At 72.1% G+C, this 17,383-nt stretch carries 14 protein-coding genes; 13 read left to right on the top strand and 1 reads right to left on the bottom strand.

Annotated elements, in window-relative coordinates:
• Window positions 1-31: 31 nt before the first annotated feature.
• The gene (locus I3V78_RS09440) at window positions 32-2,500 is read right to left on the bottom strand and encodes an efflux RND transporter permease subunit (protein WP_338023510.1); all 2,469 of its coding nucleotides are present in this window, start codon (window positions 2,498-2,500) and stop codon (window positions 32-34) included.
• Window positions 2,501-2,699: 199 nt separating this feature from the next.
• Between I3V78_RS09440 and I3V78_RS09435 the strand changes: the two genes are divergently transcribed.
• The 13 genes from I3V78_RS09435 to I3V78_RS09375 all read left to right on the top strand — a co-directional run bounded on the left by I3V78_RS09435 (window position 2,700) and on the right by I3V78_RS09375 (window position 17,324).
• Window positions 2,700-3,296 carry a histidine phosphatase family protein gene (locus I3V78_RS09435; RefSeq protein ID WP_204486223.1) on the top strand — a complete coding sequence of 199 codons (597 nt, stop codon included), beginning with the start codon at window positions 2,700-2,702 and terminating at the stop codon, window positions 3,294-3,296.
• Between the two features lie 10 nt (window positions 3,297-3,306).
• Entirely contained in the window at window positions 3,307-4,824 is a 1,518-nt protein-coding gene (locus I3V78_RS09430; protein WP_204486221.1) for a tannase/feruloyl esterase family alpha/beta hydrolase, read from the top strand.
• A 55-nt stretch (window positions 4,825-4,879) separates the two neighbouring features.
• A complete protein-coding gene (locus tag I3V78_RS09425) occupies window positions 4,880-6,469 on the top strand; it encodes an RCC1 domain-containing protein (RefSeq protein ID WP_204486219.1) in 1,590 nt (529 codons plus the stop codon).
• Window positions 6,466-7,908: an RCC1 domain-containing protein gene (locus tag I3V78_RS09420; RefSeq protein WP_204486217.1), complete on the top strand. Its 1,443-nt coding sequence runs from the start codon at window positions 6,466-6,468 to the stop codon at window positions 7,906-7,908. The genes I3V78_RS09425 and I3V78_RS09420 overlap by 4 nt, the downstream gene beginning before the upstream one ends.
• Complete coding sequence (locus tag I3V78_RS09415) at window positions 7,905-9,347, top strand: di-heme oxidoreductase family protein (protein WP_204486215.1); 1,443 nt, start codon at window positions 7,905-7,907, stop codon at window positions 9,345-9,347. Before I3V78_RS09420 ends, I3V78_RS09415 begins: the two co-directional genes overlap by 4 nt.
• Window positions 9,348-9,447: 100 nt before the next feature.
• Window positions 9,448-10,614, top strand: a complete 1,167-nt coding sequence (locus I3V78_RS09410; protein ID WP_204486213.1) for an imelysin family protein — start codon at window positions 9,448-9,450, stop codon at window positions 10,612-10,614.
• 9 nt (window positions 10,615-10,623) lie between these two features.
• On the top strand, window positions 10,624-12,003 hold the full coding sequence (locus I3V78_RS09405) for a di-heme oxidoreductase family protein (protein ID WP_204486211.1): 1,380 nt from the start codon (window positions 10,624-10,626) through the stop codon (window positions 12,001-12,003).
• Window positions 12,000-13,106 (top strand): imelysin family protein, encoded by a 1,107-nt coding sequence (locus I3V78_RS09400; protein ID WP_204486208.1) that lies wholly within the window; start codon window positions 12,000-12,002, stop codon window positions 13,104-13,106. Before I3V78_RS09405 ends, I3V78_RS09400 begins: the two co-directional genes overlap by 4 nt.
• Entirely contained in the window at window positions 13,096-14,415 is a 1,320-nt protein-coding gene (locus I3V78_RS09395) for an HTTM domain-containing protein (protein ID WP_204486206.1), read from the top strand. Before I3V78_RS09400 ends, I3V78_RS09395 begins: the two co-directional genes overlap by 11 nt.
• A gap of 472 nt (window positions 14,416-14,887) precedes the next feature.
• Complete coding sequence (locus I3V78_RS09390) at window positions 14,888-15,382, top strand: hypothetical protein (RefSeq protein ID WP_204486204.1); 495 nt, start codon at window positions 14,888-14,890, stop codon at window positions 15,380-15,382.
• A gap of 277 nt (window positions 15,383-15,659) precedes the next feature.
• On the top strand, window positions 15,660-16,376 hold the full coding sequence (locus I3V78_RS09385) for a hypothetical protein (protein WP_204486201.1): 717 nt from the start codon (window positions 15,660-15,662) through the stop codon (window positions 16,374-16,376).
• Window positions 16,373-17,134 carry a type 1 glutamine amidotransferase domain-containing protein gene (locus tag I3V78_RS09380; protein WP_204486199.1) on the top strand — a complete coding sequence of 254 codons (762 nt, stop codon included), beginning with the start codon at window positions 16,373-16,375 and terminating at the stop codon, window positions 17,132-17,134. The genes I3V78_RS09385 and I3V78_RS09380 overlap by 4 nt, the downstream gene beginning before the upstream one ends.
• Before the next feature lie 25 nt (window positions 17,135-17,159).
• The gene (locus I3V78_RS09375) at window positions 17,160-17,324 is read left to right on the top strand and encodes a hypothetical protein (protein WP_204486197.1); all 165 of its coding nucleotides are present in this window, start codon (window positions 17,160-17,162) and stop codon (window positions 17,322-17,324) included.
• The last annotated feature ends 59 nt before the right edge of the window (window positions 17,325-17,383 follow it).

Below are 17,383 nucleotides of genomic sequence, written 5' to 3'. Positions count from 1 at the left end.
GCGCTCACAACGTCCGCGCGCGCCCGGCATATCAGGCGGAGCGCTGGACTTCCTCTTCCGGCTCGGCCGGCAGCGGCAGCAGGCGCTCGTCCTCCTCCAGGCGCGAGCCCGGGGGCTGGCGCTCGAGCAGCGCGAGCAGCGCGGGGAAGAGCACGGTGGTGCCGAGGAAGGCACAGGCCACGCCCAGCAGGGCCAGCTCGCCGATGGACTTGAGCCCCGGGTGGCGCGCGGTGAGCAGCGCGCCGTAGCCGGCCGCGTTGGACAGGGTGGCCACCACCGCCGCCACGCCCGTGGTGCGCACCACGTGGGCGAGCGAGCCGGGGCCCTCCTCGCGGTAGCGGTGGTAGAGGTGCACCGCGTTGTCCACCGCGATGGCCAGCAGGTTGGGCAGCACCACCGCGTTGATGAAGTTGAGCTTGAGGCCGTACAGGTGCATCGCCGCGGGCAGGCACGCGAGCCCCACGTACAGCGGCCCCGCCACCAGGCCCGCGCGCCGCAGGCTGCGCAGGCTCATGGCCATCATCGCGAACACCGCCAGCCCCGCGGCCAGCAAGAGGCCCGGGCCGTCCTTCCGCACCAGCTCGAAGATGCGGTAGGCGATGAGGTTGGAGTCGAGCACCTTCATGTCCAGGCCGCGCGCCCGCGCCACCTCGCGCAACTCGTCCATCTGCGCGCCGAAGCGGTGCAGCGCGTCCGTGTCCGACAGGGACTCGCGCTTGAAGGCCATCACGAAGCTGCCCGCGCCATCCAGCGCCGTGAAGCGGCGGCGCACCTCCGAGGGCACGGCCTCCACGCCGTAGGGCTTCGCGGCGAGCAGCGTCTCCAGCCGATCCAACGCCGGACGCAGCCGGTCCGACGTCCGGGCGCTCTCGGGCAGGTCGTCCATGAAGGCGCGCAGCGCGGCGCGCTCGGCCTCCACGTCCGCGCCCTGACGGGGCAGGAAGTCATTGAGCGACACCACGTCGGCGAACGTGCGGTCCTTGCCGTGCCGGGCCTCCAGGTCGCGCAGCGTGGTGGCGAGCTGACCCGCCTGGGCCACGTCCGGCGACAGGAAGACGGTGGGCGAGTGGCGCCGACCCAGCTGCGAGATGATGTGATCGTCCAGGCGCGTGGCGGCGAACTCCCCGCGCAGCTTGCGCATGTTGGGCTCGAAGCCGACCGTGTGGGCCACCGAGGCCGAGTAGGCCACGATGGCGCCCACGCCCACCACGATGCCCACCAGCAGCATGCGGGGCACGGGCCGCGGGGCCGAGCGGCGGGGCCGGTGCGGCAGGGGCGCCGCGGCGCGCGAGGGCCGCAGGCGCTCGGTGAGGGCGACGAGCGCGGGGCCCAGCAGGTAGGTGGCCAGCACGGTGCACATCACGCCCGAGGCGGCGATCCACCCGAACTGGGCGAAGGCCTGGAACTGGGCGAGCGTGAGCGCGGCGAAGGCGGCGGCGTTGGTGCAGGCGGAGGTGAGCGCGCCGGCCCAGGTGCCCTGGATGGCGGCCACCAGCGCGGCCTCGGCGGGCAGCTCGCGACGCTCCTCGGCGTAGCGCAGGAACAGGTGCAGGCCGTACTCGATGCCCAGGCCGATGAGGATGGCCACCAGGAAGCCGGTGATGATGTTGAGGTAGCCGATGGTCACCTGCACCACGGCGAAGGTGACGAGCAGGCCCGCGCCCACGGGCGCGCCCACCACCGCCAGCGCGGTGAGGCGCCGGCACGACAGGGCGACGATCGCCGCGGCGATGAGGCCCGAGAGCATGGAGGCGCGCGTGAGGTCCTCGCGCATGCGCCGATCCTCCTCGATGCGCAGCACGTGCGTGCCCGTGGCGTCCGTGCGCACGCCGGGGAAGTCCTTGGCCACCGCGTCGCTCGTGGCCTGCACCGCGGCCACCAGCTCCTGGGCGAACACCAGGTCACCCGCGACGCCCGCCGGCTTGACGAAGAGGTACAGCTCGCGCCCGTCCGGGGACGTGAGGTACTCGCTCACCCCGAGCTTGGGCGTGTGCTTGCGCGCGATCTCCTCGAAGGTGAGCGGCGGCGTGTCGTCCAGCGACACGAACAGCGGGTTGGCCGCGAGCTTCTGCTGCCGCAGCGCCTCCTCCAGGTCCTCGCGCAGGCCCTTGAGCTGGGGCGCGGACAAGAGCAGCAGGGCGCGGTCCGCGAAGAAGCGCGTGTCGTAGCGGTACTCGACGTAGCGCACCTCCTCCAGCGTCTCCAGCCGAGGCGCGAGCGCGTGGGCGAAGCGGCGCAGCTCCTCGGGCGCCGCGCCCTGGGCCCGGAGCACGAGGTAGCCATCCCCTCCGGCCTTCTGGGACACCGCCTCCAGGTCGCTCACCTCCACGGTGTGCGAGGGCAACAGCTCCACGAATGAGCCATGGAAGCCCAGGCGCGCGGCGAACCCCGCCGCCAGGAGCGCCACCAGGAGGGCGCCCAGGAGCACCCGTCCTGGCCGTTGGTAGGACAGTCGGGCGAAGCGCCCCATTGCACCGTCGAAGTCCACAGGGAAACGCACGCTGCCTCACGGATGAGCGATGAACGGGTCCGGCACTTCCCGTCGCCTCGCGGTTGTGTCACGAAATCGTCCGGGCCCCAAGGAGCCGGGGTCCGACGTAACACTTCTTAAAAGCCACGCCCGCCCGCTTGCTCTTTTTCGGAACCTGTGGTGCGGCGCCCGCGCTTCACCCGTGCTCCCTCCCGAGGTCATCGCCTTCATGAAGAAGCCGTCCGTGCTCGTCCTGGTCCGCCATGGGGAAACCGCCTGGAGCCGCAGCGGCCAGCATACCGGCCGCACGGACATTCCCTTGCTCGACGAGGGGCGTCAGATGGCGACGCGGCTGCGCGAGCCCTTGCGTGCGTGGACCTTCGCCGCCGTGTGGACCAGCCCCCTGAGCCGCGCGAGCGAGACGTGCGCCCTGGCGGGCTTTGGGGACGTGGCCGCGCCGCGCCCGGATCTGATGGAGTGGGACTACGGCGCGTACGAGGGCAAGACGAAGGACGAGATCCGCGCCCACCGGCCCGACTGGCGCATCTGGACGGACGGCGTGCCCCAGGGCGAGTCGCCCCAGGACGTGGGCGCCCGCGTGGATCGCGTCATCGCCGAGGCCCGCGCCGTGGACGGCGCGGTGCTCGTCTTCGCCCACAGCCACCTGCTGCGGGTGCTCGGCGCGCGCTGGCTCGGCCTGCCGCCGGGCGACGGGCGCTTCTTCGTGCTCGGCACCGCGGCGATCAGCGTGGTGGCGCTCGACCCGGACTCCCGCCAGCCCGTCATCCAGCGCTGGAACGACACGTCCCACCTGGCTCCCGGCTAGGCTTCGGGGCATGTCCCCGCTCCCCGGCGCCTCGCGCTCCACCCTCGCCACGCTGCTGCTGGGCGTGGCCGCCTGCACCCACTCCCCCTCCGCCGCTCCCGAGGCCCGCGCCCCCGACTGCGAGCGCCTCGCCGCCCTCGCCGTGCAGGGCGCCACGCTCACCCAGGCCACGCGCGTGCCCGCCCAGGGGCCCGTGCCGGAGTACTGCCGGGTGCGGGGCGAGCTGCCGCCCTCGCTCCACTTCGAGGTGCGGCTGCCCACCGGGTGGAATGGCCGCACCGTCTACAATGGGGGGGGCGGCTATGACGGCGTCATCTTCCCCGCGGACGAGAACCTCGCCCGGGGCTATGCCTCGGTCGCCTCGGATGGTGGCCACACCGGCACACCCGCCCAGGGCGCGTTCGCGCTGGAGCCCGGGCCGCTCGAGGACTTCGCCTCCCTGTCCGTGCACCGCGTGCTGCCCGTGGCCCGGGCCCTCATCCGCGCGCACTACGGCCAGGACGCCACGAAGACGTATTTCGAGGGCTGCTCCAACGGCGGGCGCGAGGGGCTCATCGCCGCCCAGCGCTGGCCCGAGGACTTCGACGGCCTCGTCATCCACGCGCCCGCGCACGACTTCGTGTCGCTGATGCTCGCGTTCAACCAGCACGCCCAGCGGCTCGCGCTCCCGGGCGCCCTGCCCTCGCGCGCCCAGCTCTCGCACCTGGGCCAGGCGATGCTCGCCGCCTGTGACGCGAAGGACGGCCTCGCCGACGGCATCGTCTCCCACCCCGGCTGCGCGTTCGACCCCGGCGTCCTCCAGTGCCAGGGCCCGGAGCGCGACACGTGCCTGACGCCCGCCCAGGTGGCCTCGGCCCGCGCGCTCGCCGCCCCCGTGGTGGTCGACGGGCAGGTGCTCTACCCGGGCTGGCCGGTGGGAGACGCGGAGGATCCGGGCGGCTGGGCCGCGTGGCGGCTGGAGCCGGGCGACTTCGAGCGCTCGGCGGGCCAGGTCCTCTCGCGCGAGCTCATCCGCTACTTCATCACCCGGGACCCCGGCTTCGACCCGCTGCGCTTCCAGCCCGGCGCGTGGCGCGAGCGCATCGCGGAGGTGACGGCCCAGGTGTCCGCGCTCGACCCGGACCTGAGCCGCTTCCGGGCGCGGGGCGGCAAGCTCATCCTCCGGCACGGGAGCGCCGACGGCATCATCAGCTCGCGCGGCACGGACGCGTACTACGAGGCCGTGGTGCGCGCGGCGGGAGGACAGGCCCAGGCGGACACCTTCGTGGAGTACTTCCCCGCCCCGGGCGTCCACCACTGCGGCGGCATCCCCGGCCCGGGCCCCAACCAGGTGGACTGGCTCTCCGCGCTGGAGACCTGGGTGGAGCGCGGCGTGCCCCCCTCGCGCACCCCGCTCCTCGCCCACACGCCGGATGCCACGGGCGCGCCCGTCCTCTCCCGCCCCGTCTGCAAGTACCCGCTCTATCCGCGCTACTCCGGCGCCGGCAATCCGAACCTCGCGGACAGTTTCACCTGCGTGGCGCCCTGAACCGCTCCCCCCGCGCCTTGCACCGTGAAGAATGGCCTTGGTAGAAGCCCAGGCCATGTCGATACTGCGAATCAATTTCAAATTTCATGCCCTCCTGCTCACGCTGGCGCTGACCGGCGCCGCCTGTGGGGGTTCGACGCCGCCCGGGTCCTCGGAGCCGGAGGCGCCGGGAACGACGGAGCCCGTGGAGCCCGGACCGGGCCCGGAGTCCCCGCCCCAGCCGCCCACCGAGCCGCCGCCGCCCGAGCCCCAGAAGGACACGGAGGCGCCGGTCATCACCCTCACCTCGCCGAGCGCGGACACGCGGCCCAGCACGTGGCGCGTGCAGCTGACGGGCACGGTGACGGACGCGTCGGGCATCGCCTTCATCGGCTGGAAGCTCAACGCGGACACCGCCCACGGCGAGCGCGAGCCCCAGGGCGCCACGCGCCACGAGCTGAGCGTGGAGCTCAAGCCCCGGCCGGGCCTCAACACGCTGGTGCTGGTGAGCCGGGACATCCACGGCAACGAGCGCGAGCAGACCGTGTCCTTCCTCTTCGGCACGCAGACGGGCGCGGGCGGCCTGCACAGCGGCGTCATCCGCGAGGGCACGCTCTACACCTGGGGCCGCAACAACCGGGGCCAGCTCGGCCACGGCGGCACCACGGACACGAACGCGCCCGTGAAGGTGACGGTCCTGAGCGACGTGGCCACGCTGGTGATCGCGCAGAACAACTCGCTGGCGCTCCGGGCGGACGGCTCGGTGTACACGTGGGGTGACAACGGCAGCGGCCAGCTCGGCATCGGGCGGCCCGGCCCCCCGGATACCCTGCCGCGCGACATCCCCACGCGCGTGCCCGGCATCTCCGACGCGGTGATGGCCGCCATCGGCTACACGCACATGCTCGTGCTCCACCGCGACGGCCACGTGTCCGCCTTCGGCAAGAACAACAACGGGCAGCTCGGCGACGGCACCACCGAGGACAAGACCTACCCGGTGCCCGTGCGGGGCCTCACCGACGTGGTGCGCGTGCTCGGTGGCTCGCAGCACTCGGCGGCCCTGCGCGCCGATGGCACCGTCTGGGTGTGGGGCCGCAACAGCTACGGCAACCTGGGCTCCGGCGCGGCCGACGCGGACAACCACCCCGAGCCCGTGCGGGTGCCCGGCCTCACGGACGTGGTGGACATCGCCAACGGCCGCGACCACGTGCTCGCGCTGCACCGCGACGGCACCCTGTCCGCCTGGGGCCTCAACGCCAGCGGCCAGCTCGGCGACGGCCAGGGCGGCAAGGACAGCCAGCGCGCCACGCCCGCCCCGGTGCAAGCCATCACCGACGCCATCTCCGTGCACGCCCAGGGGAACATGAGCTTCGCCCGACGCCGGGACGGCTCGCTGTGGGGCTGGGGCCAGAACTTCAACGGCCAGCTGGGCACGGGCGACACCACGGAGCTGTCGGTGCCCACCACCCCGGTGCTGCTGCGCGTGGCGCCCGCCGAGCCGCTGCTCGGCCTCGCCGACGTGACGCCCGGCGCCACCCATGTCGTCGCCCTGCACCCGGACGGCACCGTGTACACCTGGGGCTGGAGCGCCAAGGGCTCGCTGGGCCGCGCGGACCTGCTGGAGAACTGGGCCTACCCCCTGCCGCAGCGGGTGGTGCTGCCGTGAGCGGCGCCCGTCGGGGACTGGCCCTGCTGCTGCTGGGCGTGGCCGCGGCCTGTGGCCCCGCGCCGGAAGTCCCGTCCCCGCCTCCCCCCGAGGCCCCGACCCCGCCCGACACCCAGGCCCCCGAGGTCCGCCTGCTCTCGCCGCGCGAAGGCCAGGTGGGCGCGGTGTACCAGTTCCGTGCGCACGGGACGCTCGCGGATGACCGGGGCGTGGTGCGCGCCGCGTGGTCCCTCAATGGCCAGGCCCCGGTGGACCTGTCCCCCACGGGCGACTTCACCCTCGAGGGCACGCCCCGGCCCGGCGCCAACGTGCTGCGCGTGGAGGCCGTGGACGCCGCGGGCAACACGGGCGTGGCCGAGGTGCGCTTCGTGCTGGGCAGCCCCCTCGCCGGAGGTCTGTCCCACTCGGCCGCCGTGCGCGACGGCCAGCTGTACACCTGGGGAGACAATGGCGCGGGCCAGCTCGGGCGGCGGACGGACACGGGCCCCGTCCGCCCCGCGTCCGTGCCGGGACTCGACCGGGTGAGCACCGTGGTGACGGGCGCCTCCGGGACACTCGTGCTCCAGGAGGACGGGAGCGCCTGGGCGTGGGGCTCGCTGCCCCAGGGCCTGGTGCCCCCACGCGAGGCGGCCCACGTCCCCACGCGCATTCCCACGCCCGCGCCGGTGGTGGGCGCGTCCCTCGGGGGCGCGCACGCGCTCCTGCTGCTCGCGGATGGCACGGTGCTCGCCGCGGGGGCCAATGCCGCGGGCCAGCTGGGCCTCGGCTCCACCACGACCGTGGATGGACCCACCCGCGTGCCGGGGCTCGACCGCATCGTCCGCGTGGCCGCGGGCAGCGCGCACTCCGTGGCCCTGCGCGCGGATGGCGCCGTGTTCGTCTGGGGCTCCAATGGCGACGGGCAGCTCGGCAACGGCGAGGTGGACGACGCGCCCCACCCCGAGCCCTTCCAGGTGACGCACCTGGAGCGGGTGGTGGACGTGGCGGCCGGCCGGGCCCATGTGCTGGCGCTGGGCGAGGATGGCCGCGTGCGTGCCTGGGGCATGGGCTCCTCGGGGCAGCTCGGCCAGGGCAAGAGCGGCATACTCGGAGGCCGCGCCCAGCCCGTGGAGGTGCTGGACGTCACCGGCGCCGAGTCCGTGTCCGCCCAGGCCCACAGCAGCTTCGCGCTCTCGGCCACGGGCGCGCTCTGGGCGTGGGGGCAGAACTCCAACGCCCAGCTCGGCGACGGCACCACCGCCGAGCGTCCCCGCGCCGTGCAGGTGAAGGGCCTCGGGGCCGCGCGCGCGGTGGGGCCGGGCTCGCTGCACGTGCTGGCGCTCACCGGGCCGGACGCGTGCTTCGCCTGGGGCGCCAACACCAGCGGGCAGCTTGGCGCGAGCACGTCCTCGTCCGGCGCCTCCCGCTCCGCCGTGCCCCTCCGGGTGGAGTGGCCATGAGGCGCCACACCCTGCTGGGGGCCTGGCTCCTCGCGCTCGGGGCCGCGTGTGGCCCCGCGCCGGTGCCGCCCCCCCCTCTCGAGCCGCACACCGAGCCGCCGTCCACGCCCGTGAACCGGGGCGTGGTGGAGCCCGGCGAGGAGCTGCCCGGCGGCGCCGCGACGAGCCTGGCGAGCGACGCGCAGGCCTACTCACGGCCCGCGCCCAACCTGCCCACCGCGCGCCTGTCCGCGTTCGGCTCGGGCGAGGCGCTCTTCGAGGCGGACTGGTTCGCCGCGCCCCACGCGCGCGCGGACCGGGATGGGCTGGGGCCCGTCTTCAACGCCGTCTCCTGCGAGGCCTGCCACTTCCAGAACGGGCGCGGCACCCCGCCCACCAGCGAGGAGCAGCCCACGGTGTCGCTCCTGCTGCGGCTGAGCGTGCCGGGCACGGACGCGCACGGCGGCCCCCGGCCCGAGCCCACCTATGGAGACCAGCTCCAGACGCGCGCCGTGGCGGGCGTGCCCGCGGAGGGCCGCGCCACGCTGGTGTGGACGGAGCGCTCGGGCAGCTTCGCGGACGGCGAGCCGTGGACGCTGCGCGCGCCGGACTACCGTGTGAGCCAGCTCGCCCACGGCCCGCTGGCGCCGGACGTGCGCGTGTCCCCGCGCGTGGCGCCGCCGCTCGTGGGCTCGGGGCTGCTCGAGGCCGTCCCCGAGTCCGAGCTGCTCGCCTGGGCGGATCCGGACGACACGGACGGCGATGGCATCTCCGGCCGACCCAACCGCGTGTGGAGCGCGCGCCGGGGCCGCGTGGAGCTGGGCCGCTTCGGCTGGAAGGCCAACCAGCCGGACCTGGAACAACAGAACGCGGGCGCGCTGCGGGGGGACCTGGGCATCACCACGGCGCTCTTCCCCACCGAGTCCTGCACGGCCCCGCAGAAGGCCTGCCGCGACGCCCCCTCCGGCGGCACGCCCGAGTTGGACGAGGCCAAGCTCGACGCCCTCACCGCCTACACCCGGGGGCTCGCCGTGCCCGCGCGCCGGGGGCACGACACACCCGGCGTGCTGCGCGGCAAGGACGTCTTCCACCGCGTGGGCTGCGCGCGCTGCCACCGGCCCTCGCTCGACACGGGCGCCGCGCCCGAGCACCCGGAGCTGGCCCACCAGCGCCTCTGGCCCTACACGGACCTGCTCCTGCACGACCTGGGCGAGGACCTGGCCGACGGGTACGAGGACTCCCTCGCCACGGGCCGCGAGTGGCGGACCCCACCCCTCTGGGGCCTGGGCCTCACCCGCGTCGTCAGCGGCCACACGCGCCTGCTCCACGACGGCCGCGCCCGCTCGCCCCTGGAGGCCATCCTCTGGCACGGCGGCGAGGCCCAGGCGTCCCGGGACGCGGTGCTCCAGCTGCCGCGCGCCGAGCGCGACGCCCTGCTCGCGTTCCTCGACTCCCTGTGAGGTCCGCGCTCGGTCGCCGCTCGCACGGGGCGACCGTTTTTGACTTTGCTTCGCAGATTCAATAGGAGCCCCTGCCAATTCCAAGTCACGAGGAGTCGCCATGAAGAAGCACGGGTGGGTCGCACTGATGACGGGCGCGCTGTTGCTCACGAGCTGTGGAGAGGACGCGGTGGTGGTGGATCCGCTCCCCGAGCAGAGCGCGCGGCCGGTCATCCAGAACTACGCGGCGCTGACGTACGCGAACTACACGGAGGCGGTGAAGCAGGCCAAGGCGATGCAGACGGTCATCGACGCCTTCGTGGCCAGCCCCAGCAAGGAGCGCCTGGAGGCCGCGCGCACGGCGTGGCTCGCCGCGCGTGACTCCTACGGCCAGAGCGAGGCGTTCCGCTTCTACGGCGGCCCCATCGACAACGAGGACGACGGCCCCGAGGGGCAGATCAACGCCTGGCCGCTGGACGAGAACTACATCGACGGCGCGGCGGGCTCCAACACCGTGGGCATCATCGCCGACACGGTGAACTACCCCAGCCTCACCCAGGGCACCCTGCTGGAGGCCAACGAGCGCGACAGCGAGGTGAACATCTCCTCGGGCTACCACGCCATCGAGTTCCTGCTGTGGGGCGAGGACACGTCCGAGACGGGCCCGGGTGACCGGCCGTTCACGGACTTCGTGGACGGGGGCACGCGCCCCAACGCCGACCGCCGCCGGCAGTACCTCACGCTCGCCACGCGCCAGCTCATCGAGGACCTGGAGTCCGTGCAGGTGCAGTGGGCGCCCGGCCAGGACAACTACGCGCGGCGCTTCACCGCCGAGGCCCCCAAGGAGGCGGTGCTGAAGATCCTCACCGGCCTGGGCAGCCTGAGCGGCGCTGAGCTCGCCGGTGAGCGCATGGCGGTGGCCTACGACAACAAGGACCAGGAGGACGAGCACTCCTGCTTCAGCGACAACACGCACCAGGACCTCTACAACAACGCGCTGGGCATCCAGAACGTGTACCTGGGCGCGTACGGCTCGGTGTCCGGCCAGGGCCTGAGCACGCTGGTGGCCGCGGTGAACCCCGCGCTGGACCAGAAGATGAAGGCTCGCCTGAAGGCCAGCCTGGACGCCATCCGGGCCATTCCGGCGCCCTTCGATCAGGCTATCCTCGGCGCGGACAGCAGCCCCGGGCGGCAGAAGGTGAAGGCCGCCATCGACGCCCTGCGCGCGCAGACGGACACGCTCGTCGAGGTGGCCACCGCGCTGGGCATCACGCTCAACCTGGAGTGACCTCCCGACATGCGGCGCGCGCTCATCACCCTGTGTTGTCTGCTCGCCTGTGGCGGCGAGCGTGAAGAGGAAGGACCCGAGCCCGGCGAGGAGCTGCCGGGCGGGGCCACCACCGTCCACGACACCACGCGCAACGCCTTCACCCTGGTGGCCCGCAACCTCCAGGGCGAGCGGCGCGATGCGTTCTTCGTGGGCAACGCGCTCTTCAACCGCAACTGGGTGACGGCGCCCGCGTCCACCGAGGGGCTCGACGGCCTGGGCCCCACGTTCAACGCCGCCTCGTGCGCCGCATGTCATTTCAAGGATGGGCGCGGCAAGCCGCCCACCGAGCCGGGCGAGAAGGCCCAGGCGCTGCTCTTCCGGCTGAGCATCCCCGGCGAGGACGCGTACGGCGGACCGCTGGAGGATCCCGTCTACGGCGGGCAGCTCCAGCCGCTCGCCATCCTGGGCGTGCCCGCCGAGGGCTGGGTGGAGCTCGGCCGCACCGAGCGCCCGGGCCAGTACGCGGACGGCACGCCCTGGTCGCTGGAAGTGCCCCAGTACACCCTGCGTGACCTGGCGTTCGGGCCGCCCCATCCCCAGCTGATGATGAGCCCGCGCGTGGCGCCGGTGATGGTGGGCCTGGGCCTCTTGGAGGCCATTCCCGAGGCCCGGCTGGAGGCGCTCGCGGACCCCGAGGACCGGGACGGAGATGGCATCTCCGGTCGCGTGAACCACGTCTGGGACGTGGAGCACCGCGCGACGCGCGTGGGCCGCTTCGGCTGGAAGGCCAACAAGCCCTCGCTCCAGCACCAGAACGCGGGCGCGTTCCGAGGGGATCTGGGCATCACCTCGGACCTGTTCCCCACCCATGACTGTCCTCCGGCGCAGGAGGCCTGCCGCGCGGCGCCCAACGGCGGCGAACCCGAGCTGGACGCGCGCAAGCTGGAGCAGGTGACGTTCTACACGCGCATGCTCGCCGTGCCCGCGCGCCGCGAGCCGAACGAGCCCGAGGTGCTCGAGGGCCGCGCGCTCTTCCGCGAGGCGGGCTGCGCGTCCTGCCACGTGCCGCGCCACGAGACGGGCACGATGGCGGACGCGCCCGAGCTGTCCGGCCAGGTCATCTTCCCGTACACGGACCTGCTCCTGCACGACATGGGGCCGGACCTGGCCGACGGCCGCCCGGACTTCGAGGCCACCGGGAGCGAGTGGCGCACGCCGCCGCTCTGGGGCATTGGGCTGGTGAAGACGGTCAACCGCCACACCCGCTTCCTGCACGACGGGCGCGCGCGCTCGCTGGAGGAGGCCATCCTCTGGCACGGTGGCGAGGCCGAGCGGGCCCGCGAGCACTTCCGCCACCTGTCCGCCCCCGAGCGCGCCGCGCTGCTGCGCTTCCTGGAGTCCCTGTGAACCCCACCATTCGCCGCCTGCTGACCGCCACCGTGGTGCTGCCGCTCGTCGCCCTGTCGGGCTGTGGCGAGGCCCAGGGCACCACCCTGCGCACGGCCTTCCTCAAGAGCCTGGGCGAGGACACCATCCTCCCCGCGTACCGCGACTTCGACACGCGCTCGGCCACGCTGGCCACGGCGCTCGACGCGCTCGACGCCACCCCCACCGAGGCCACCCTCACCCAGGCGCAGACGGCCTGGCGCGCGGTGCGCGAGCCCTGGGGCATGCTGGCGGTCATGAGCATCGGCCCCTCGGAGAACCTGCGCACGGTCTCCGCGGTGGATCAGGTGTCGTCGCCCAGTGGCATCGACAGCGTGCTCACGAGCACCACCAAGCTGACGGTGGAGAACGTCGAGCAGCTGGGCACCAACCGCAAGGGGATGATGGCGCTGGAGTACCTGCTCTTCGACGCGAAGGAGGGCAGTGCCGCGGTGCTCGCGCGCTTCACCGCCGAGGGTGAGCCGGGCACGCGCCGCCGCGCCTATGCCCGGGCGCTCGGCGAGGTGCTGCACAATGACGCCACGGCGGTGCGCACCGCGTGGGAGCCGGACGGCGGCGACTTCGTGTCGCGCCTGGCCAACGCGGGCGTGTCGAGCATCCGCTACGCGACGCAGAAGGACGCGGTGGACGAGGTCGTCAACCGCTTCATCTCCTCGGTGGAGGTGGCCGAGCTCAAGCTGAGCAAGCCCCTGGGCTTCGAGACGGGCGGCACGGTGCGTCCCGACGAGGAGCGGTCGCGGCGCAGCGACAACTCGATCGCGGACCTGCGGGCCAACGTCGCCGGCATGGAGCGGCTGTGGTTCGGCGCGGACGGCAAATCGGGCCTGTCGGGCATCGTGGCCTCCACCAACAAGAAGCTGGACGGCACGGTGCGCGCGGACCTCTCGCGGCTGCGCGGGGCGCTCGAGGCCATTCCGCCGCCGCTGCGCACGGCGCTCCTGGAGAACCGCGAGTCGGTGGAGGCCGCCCGGGCCGCCTTCTCCACGCTGCGCGCCACGCTCGCCACCGAGGTGGTGTCCAACCTGGGCGTGACGCTCAAGTTCAACGACAACGATGGAGATTGAGCGGGCGCGCGCGCGGCTGTTCGCGCCCGTGGACCCGGCCTCGCTGACGGTGTGGCGGGTGCTGTTCGGGCTGCTGATGGCGGTGGCCGTCGCGCGCTTCTTCGCCTACGGGTGGATCGAGGAGCACTACCTCGCCCCCCAGGTGCTCTTCCCCTTCGCGGGCCTGGAGTGGATCCGCCCCTGGCCGCGCGAGGGCATGTACCTGCACTTCGCGCTCATGGGCCTGGGCGCGCTGGGCATCGCCGCGGGCGTGGCGTACCGGGCGAGCGCGATCCTCTTTCTGCTCACGTTCACGTACGCGCATCTGATCGACCGCACGTACTACCTCAACCATTACTATTTCATCTCGCTCGTGGGGCTGGTGATGGTGTGCCTGCCTTTGGGAAGCGTGGGAAAGCGCGAGGCCGTGCCCGCGTGGTGGCTATGGCTGCTACGGGCGCAGGTGGGGCTCGTGTATCTCTTTGGCGGCGTGGCCAAGCTCAAGAGTGATTGGCTCTGGCATGCCCAGCCCTTGAAGATCTGGCTCCGGGCGAGCACGGATCTGCCGGTGCTGGGACGCTTCTTCGAGTGGTCCTGGGTACCGCACGCGTTCAGCATCGGCGGCGCGCTGTTCGACTTGAGCGTGGTGCCCGCGCTGCTATGGCGGCGCACGCGGCCGTTCGCCTTCGCGGCGGTGGTGGTCTTCCACGTCATCACGCGCATCCTCTTCCCCATCGGCATGTTCCCCTGGGTGATGATCTCCGGCGCCCTGCTCTTCTTCCCACCGGACTGGCCGAGGCGGCTCGCGGCGTGGGCACGGCGGGGCGCGCGGGTGGAGCCCCCCCGGGAGGCCGTCCCCGTACGGCGTGCGTGGACGGGCCCGGTGCTGGCGGTCACGTTCCTCGGGGTGCAGTGCCTCTTGCCGTTGCGGCACCTGCTCTACCCGGGGGACGTGATGTGGACCGAGGAGGGCTTTCGCTTCTCGTGGAACGTCATGCTGATGGAGAAGGACGGCGTGGCGGAGTTCCGGGTGAGCGAGCCCGCCACGGGCAAGTGGTGGGTGGTGTCGCCGAGCAAGTACCTCGCGCCCTACCAGGTGAAGATGATGGCGACGCAGCCGGACATGCTGCTCACGTTCGCGCACTACCTGGCGCGGGACTTCGCCGAGAAGGGCCATCCGGACGTGGAGGTGCGGGTGAACGCCTTCGCGAGCCTCAATGGTCGGCCCCGACAGCGGCTCGTGGACCCGAGCGTGAACCTGGCCACGGTGAGCCCCTGGCAAGGCACGCACACCTGGGTGCTCCCCTTTCAGGACGTGGCGCCGCCCTGAGCACTCCTCAACCGACGGTCGCTGTTCCGCCCCGAAATGCCGTGAGCCAGGTCACGTCTATGAAAAACCTCTCCTGGTGCCGATGGACCCTTGCCGTCACCACGTTGGCCTCGGGCTGCATGGGGCCGGACGCGGCACTCGTCGACCGGGAGTGCAACCAGACGGACAGCACCGTGACTTGCTGCCTCAAGCTGAACCCGGGCCAATATGACCGGTGCGGTGCTCCATCGCCGCACCCACCCACGCAGCGAATCAACGCGGCGATTCCCAAGCTTCCGACACGGACGGAAAAGGAGAAATGGCGCAAGGACATCTGCACACCGGCCTACAGCAGGTGTATTGAAGCAGGTGGAGGTGACACCCAAGGCCGCGTCTGGGACGAAACGCAGTGCAAGGCGTGCTTCGAGGCCTGCATGCGCTACGGCACTTGGCCCTAGGAAGCGAACGGCAAGCCCTGTCCAGGAGACTGACCATGCGCCGCACACTGAAAGAACGCGGACTGGAGCGCGGGCAGGAGAAGGACCGACGAATCCTCGAACTGCTCAATGCCGATGCGCCCTACGCGGAGTTCAAACGCACTTTACTGGAGCTGGAGAAGCACTGGTTGAAGGGAGAAGCCACCGAAACCGGTCGGCTGAGGATTCGGAGGAGCATCGCGGAAGACCTGGTCTCCCAGGCGTACGCCTTCGACATGCCCTGGAAGGAATTCGGTACGCGACTTCGTGTGGTTCAGCGGCTGGGTTTCTCCAACCTCGCGTTACGCGTTCACATCGCCTGCCTCTACGTTCAATCGCTTCACCTCTACCCACGTCAAGCACGGGACGCCTGGGACATGCTGGAGGACGCCGAGCGAAGGCTGCTGCGTGTCCCCAAGGCACATTTCCTCCGGAAGGAGGGCCTGAGTGCCATCGCGCACGCGAAATCGGTCACAACCGTGAGCAGGCCCTCGTCGCGTAGACGAGCATGAGCATTGATTGGCGGCGGTGGGCCCCTGCATTCTCGGCACGTGAGCGGATGGGAAAATATCTGTAAATGTTTGTCGACGTGCCCGGCGTGAAGTCTTGACATACACGCGTTAAAAAGACGCTCATTCGCACCGTCGGGTGTCAGAACTTCCCAGAGGGTGTGCCTTGAGAACGTCGCAACAGACCGCGGTCCCGGTGGAGGAGGACTCGCCGCCGCCCGGACCGGTACTCACCGAGGTTCCACGGCCCGTCAGGCCCGACGCTCCCCGGGAGCGCTGGATGCACGTCATCCAAGGACTGTTGAATCTCATCGTCCAGAAGCCCCGCGCGGTGACGTTGCGTCTGGGCGTGGCCAGGACGCCCGAGGAGCTCGCGGCGGTGGGCGCCCTGCGGCTGCGCGTGTATCAGGACAAGTTGCCGTACCTGCTCCAGGAGCTGTCCGACACCGGGACGGATGCCTACGACGCCCAATCCTTCGTCTTCGCTATCTGGAGGGGCTCGCAGGCCGTGGCGACCCTCCGGGCCACGCGCTACCCGTACGAGACCCTGAGGTATGTGCCGGAAGCGGAGCTGGCCGGGTGGTTGAAGAAGGGTTGGGACACGCACTTCGTGGAGTGGGGCCGGCTGGTCGTGGAGCGCACGGAGGGAATCAACCGGCTCGCGCCCGCGCTGCTCTGCTGCGCGGGCATGTACCTGCGCGCGAACACGGCCTATCGCCACTACTTCGCCTACACCCGGCCGCAGGTCCGCCAGCAGTCCCTCGGAGGGTTCCGGACGGACAAGGACGCGCTGACCTTCCGCATTCCCAGCCGAGGCGAGCATCACTACACGCTGGCCAAGGGCAATTTCCTGCGCACCCTGCTCTTCGAGGGCCCTCGTTGGGCAGGCGCGTTCCTCAAGAAAATGGGACAGCGGATGCGCCGGACCTCACCACCGCAGGGGCGCGCAGGAGCATTGCCTGTCCCATGCGGCTCACGTAAGGGTCCTCGCCCATGAGCTCCGTGCGCCGCGTCCTCATTCCGCTTCCCGACCAGGACTTCGATGTGACGGAGGTCGCCGTGCCCTGGCGGCTCTTGACGGACGCGGGCCATCAGGTGGTCTTCGCCACCGAGAAGGGCCAGGTCGCCGCGGCGGACCCCCTGCTGCTCACGGGCGTGGTCTTCGGCAAGCTCGGCGCGGAACCCGAGCCCAAGCGCTTCTACGAGAACATGCTCGCCTCGCCCGCGTACCAGCAGCCCATCGCCTGGGACGCCATCCGCCCCGAGGACTACGACGGCCTGGTGCTCCCCGGTGGCCACGCGCCCGGCATGCGGCAGTACCTGGGCAGCGAGACGCTCCAGGCCAAGGTGGCCGCGTTCTGGAAGCTCGGGCGGCCCGTGGGCGCCATCTGCCATGGCGTGTTGGTGCTCGCGCGGGCGAAGGATCCCGCCACCGGCCAGAGCCTGCTCGCGGGCGAGCGCACCACGTGCCTGCCCAAGTACATGGAGCGCGCGGCGTACTTCCTCACTGCCTGGAAGGTCGGGCGCTACTACCGCACCTATCCGGCCTACGTGGAGGACGAGGTCCGCGACGCGCTCGCCCACCCCCGCCAGTTCGAGCGCGGTCCCCGCGAGTATTCCCGGCGCGGCACCGCCACGGACCACGCGCCCGCCTTCGTGGTGGAGAGCGGGCGGTATGTCTCGGCACGCTGGCCCGGCGATGCCTATCTGTTCACCGAACGCTTCCGCGCGAAGCTCGAGGCGTCCGTGAAATGAGGCCATTCACCCTGGGGGTGTCATCGTGAAGAACAAGCGCTCGCCTGGTTCCCAGCCAGGCTTCCAGCCCGCTCATCCCAAGAAGCAGGGCAATCCCGTCTCGAAGATGACCCTGGTGGCGGGCCGCCGGATTGGCGGGGCGCTTCGAGCGGAGCAGGCCCGGCAGCAGAAGCGCAAGGACTCGCGGTAGGGGTGGGCCCGGGAGCGGGCGGGCGGGCGTGAAAAGCGGCGCGGACTCGTACGGGACGT

This window comes from Archangium primigenium (assembly GCF_016904885.1).
Taxonomy (GTDB): domain Bacteria; phylum Myxococcota; class Myxococcia; order Myxococcales; family Myxococcaceae; genus Cystobacter; species Cystobacter primigenius.
Note: the sequence above shows the minus strand (reverse complement) of the source record. Positions and strands in the feature narration are given on the sequence as shown.

What these genes read in the sequence shown, in the direction of transcription:
- I3V78_RS09435 (WP_204486223.1), top strand. Translation starts at nt 2,700, where the DNA reads ATGAAGAAGCCGTCCGTGCTCGTCCTGGTCCGCCATGGGGAAACCGCC.
- I3V78_RS09430 (WP_204486221.1), top strand. Translation starts at nt 3,307, where the DNA reads ATGTCCCCGCTCCCCGGCGCCTCGCGCTCCACCCTCGCCACGCTGCTG.
- I3V78_RS09425 (WP_204486219.1), top strand. Translation starts at nt 4,880, where the DNA reads ATGTCGATACTGCGAATCAATTTCAAATTTCATGCCCTCCTGCTCACG.
- I3V78_RS09415 (WP_204486215.1), top strand. Translation starts at nt 7,905, where the DNA reads ATGAGGCGCCACACCCTGCTGGGGGCCTGGCTCCTCGCGCTCGGGGCC.
- I3V78_RS09410 (WP_204486213.1), top strand. Translation starts at nt 9,448, where the DNA reads ATGAAGAAGCACGGGTGGGTCGCACTGATGACGGGCGCGCTGTTGCTC.
- I3V78_RS09405 (WP_204486211.1), top strand. Translation starts at nt 10,624, where the DNA reads ATGCGGCGCGCGCTCATCACCCTGTGTTGTCTGCTCGCCTGTGGCGGC.
- I3V78_RS09395 (WP_204486206.1), top strand. Translation starts at nt 13,096, where the DNA reads ATGGAGATTGAGCGGGCGCGCGCGCGGCTGTTCGCGCCCGTGGACCCG.
- I3V78_RS09390 (WP_204486204.1), top strand. Translation starts at nt 14,888, where the DNA reads ATGCGCCGCACACTGAAAGAACGCGGACTGGAGCGCGGGCAGGAGAAG.
- I3V78_RS09385 (WP_204486201.1), top strand. Translation starts at nt 15,660, where the DNA reads ATGCACGTCATCCAAGGACTGTTGAATCTCATCGTCCAGAAGCCCCGC.
- I3V78_RS09380 (WP_204486199.1), top strand. Translation starts at nt 16,373, where the DNA reads ATGAGCTCCGTGCGCCGCGTCCTCATTCCGCTTCCCGACCAGGACTTC.